Below are 3,281 nucleotides of genomic sequence, written 5' to 3' on the forward strand. Positions count from 1 at the left end.
TTAATTAAACGTAAAATAGAGATTACGCTCAAGCTTGCTGTGTAAGTCTTCTACCTTCTACCTGATGACTGATGACTAATGACTGCTGACTAATCACTTCTACTTAGCTTTTAGCTTCTAGCTTCTAGCTTGAGAATGGGTGGCTACCATCTTTGACGCTTAGAGAATTATCTGATAAAGTTATAGCCAATATCAATGTTTTTTAATCTTATTGGCAAAAAACCAGGGCCGTGCCGAGTTTGTACCAGCGCCAAATATAGCGCCTGCAATCCCATTACCCGCGATCGCACTTTATAAATCTGAGCGGGCAGCCTGCAACAATTGTATCTATGGAAATCCCCTTTAACATCACCCTGTTGATGGTCATGACCGTCACCTGCGGTATCAGCGCTCAAGTTCTGGCCGCTTATCTGAAAGTTCCGGCGATCGTATTTTTGCTGCTATTCGGTATTTTAGCAGGCCCGGATTGCCTCGGACTGTTGCACCCCAATCTGTTGGGCAGCGGTTTGGAAGTTATGGTGTCTCTTTCAGTAGCCTTAATTTTGTTTGAAGGCGGCTTGAATTTGGAATTGCGAGATTTAGGCAAAGTTTCCGGCAGCATCCGCAATTTAGTTACTTTCGGGACTTTAATTACGCTCATTGGCGGCGGAATGGCTGCACACTGGTTGGGGGAATTTCCCTGGCCGATCGCATTTCTGTATGCTTCTCTAGTAGTCGTCACAGGCCCGACAGTCATCGGCCCTTTGCTCAAACAAGTATCCGTTGACAAACAAGTCGCCGCTTTACTAGAAGCAGAAGGTGTTTTAATCGATCCAGTCGGGGCAATTTTGGCAGTATTGGTACTAAATATTATCTTAAATGGCAATGCTGATTTATTGGTCTTGTTCCGAGATTTAATCGTGCGGCTGTTCGTCGGCACAGTCGTCGGAGTTGCCGGAGGTTGGCTGCTGGGATTCATTCTCAAGCGATCGCAATTTCTCTCAGAAGACTTGAAAAACTTAGTAGTTTTAGCCAGTTTGTGGGGATTGTTCGGCTTATCAGAAGAACTCCGCAGCGAATCCGGGCTGATGGCAACAGTCCTCTCCGGCATCGTCCTCAGAGCCGCTGCTGTGCCGGAAGAAAGGCTGCTGAGGAGGTTTAAAGGTCAACTCACAGTCCTGGCTATCTCCGTGCTGTTCGTGCTGCTGGCGGCCGATTTATCCCTCGCTAGTGTGGTCGCCCTCGGTTGGGGAAGTTTGTTTACAGTTTTAGCCTTAATGTGGGTAGTGCGGCCAGTCAACGTGTGGCTGTGTACTTGGAACAGCGGGCTAAATTGGCGACAAAAATTATTTGCTTGCTGGGTAGCCCCGAGAGGAATTGTCTCAGCGTCGATCGCCTCTTTATTTGCCATTTTGCTTACCCAGCGCGGCATCAACGGCGGCGACTCAATTAAAGCCTTAGTTTTCCTGACAATTATCATGACAGTTTTCGTCCAAGGACTGACGGCGGGATGGATAGCTCAACTGTTAGGAGTCACCTCAAAATCAGCAACTGGTGCAGCAATTGTCGGGTCAAATCCTTTAAGTAGATTAATTGCTCGCTTATTTCAAGAACGCGGAGAATCAGTCGCAATTATCGACACCAATCCGGAAGCTTGCGCGCAAGCAGAAAGAGAAGGTTTGCGAGTGTTTTTGAGCAGCGCTCTCGACCATAGCGTGTTAGAAGAAGCCGGACTCGATTCGATGGGAACATTTTTGGCAATGACTAACAACGGCGAGGTAAACTTAGTGTTAGCTCAACGAGCAGCCGAAGAGTTTTCGCCGCCGAGGGTTTTGGCAATATTTCCCAAAGATCCGCAAGCAAATGCGCCTGTAAATAATAGTAAAATTAATCAAGCTTTTGTCTCCGATTTGTCGCTGAAGGATTGGAACGAATATTTGAGCGACGGCGAAGTAAAATTGGGGGAAACTGAGTTAAAAAGTGAGGGATTGCAGTTTCAGATTGCTCACTTACAGGCTTTGGTTCAAGCTGGGGAGTTGGCACCGCTGCTGCTGGAAAGACAGGGATATTTACAAGTAGTGTCGGCGACAGAGATTTGGCAAGCGGGCGATCGCATTATTTATTTACTTTACGATCCTACACCGAAATTGTTGAAAAGATTGTCTGGTTCGTTGCAGTCTCGTTTGACTTTGGAAAAGCATCAGGTAGTTGAGGAAGTGCCGATTCCTCCTCCGGTTTTAGAGGAGATTCTGGAAGTGGCGGAAATAGCAAAGGAGGCTGAAGTTTTGCAGCCGCCCGTTTCGAGATAGGATCGGTATCACCAGGGGGAACGCATCTTATTGAACAATCTTCGCCAGTGGTGAGTATATTTTGAGATAAATTCACCATTTTTAGAGGCTGCAGATACGCTTTGTAATGACTTTTATAAGAAAACAGTAACTGATCAATGGTGGTTTTTATGCCTGTCCTATTTTTGAGACAATAAAAATATTACAACTACTATTTACAAGTTGTATAATATTTAGTGATGAGTTATTTGTGAAAATTTAGTTGGCTGCAACAGCGAGGATATTGGTCAAATAGTCATCATCCCACCCGGCTCGGAGTCGCTTATTCTTTACTCCTGTTTTTGAGGTTTTTTTTCTGGTTAAAAGATTGAGCAAAATGTGTCTAAGGATGGCAAAGTTTTGCGGAGCATTATCTTTCCTGATTCGACAATCATCTTCACGAAAGCCCACATCTAACACCCAATGTAAACGATTTTCAATTCCCCAATGGCTGCGGACTGATTCACCAAACTTTCGAGCATTATTTTGTAAACTACTAATGTAATAACGAGTTTCAATACTTGTTTTTCCTTTCACTATTCTCACAGATTCTATCATGCCTGTACTATGAAGTTTCTCCCATTGATTGTCGGGTCAATTAGGTCTTTTATGTCACTTAACATTAAATGATGTCGGATTTCTGAGCGCCCGTGATTAGTCTCTTTCTTCCTTGAATAAGCTGTATGTGTAAATCCCGAAAATCCTTGTTTAATTGCTTGTTTAAACAACTCTTCTACTCTGGCATACAGGGATAGTTGGTTCTTTTTTAAGGTGATTACATAATCTCCTTCTTGTTCGACTATTGACTTCACAATTGACTTCTGACAACCCCTAGCATCAATCGTGACAATGCTTCCGTTTAATTTTAATACTTTGAGTAAAGCCGGAATAGCCGCGATCTCATTCGATTTTTTGTCAACTTTAACTTGTCCTAAAACTAATCTTTGACTGGTCGCCCAAGCACTGACCATATGA

1 protein-coding gene and 1 pseudogene are annotated in these 3,281 nt (G+C 44.0%); one reads left to right on the plus strand and one right to left on the minus strand.

What is annotated here, in order from left to right; genetic code table 11:
* Positions 1-329: 329 nt before the first annotated feature.
* Positions 330-2,288, plus strand: coding sequence for a cation:proton antiporter (locus tag JGK39_RS06305; RefSeq protein ID WP_293251243.1), 1,959 nt, complete (start codon positions 330-332; stop codon positions 2,286-2,288).
* A 237-nt stretch (positions 2,289-2,525) separates the two neighbouring features.
* Here JGK39_RS06305 and JGK39_RS06310 read toward each other — a convergent pair.
* Positions 2,526-3,281: pseudogene (locus JGK39_RS06310) on the minus strand (ISAs1 family transposase); the annotation flags it as partial.

It is taken from the genome of Microcoleus sp. PH2017_12_PCY_D_A, from assembly GCF_020738565.1.
In the GTDB taxonomy this organism is placed as follows: domain Bacteria; phylum Cyanobacteriota; class Cyanobacteriia; order Cyanobacteriales; family Microcoleaceae; genus Microcoleus.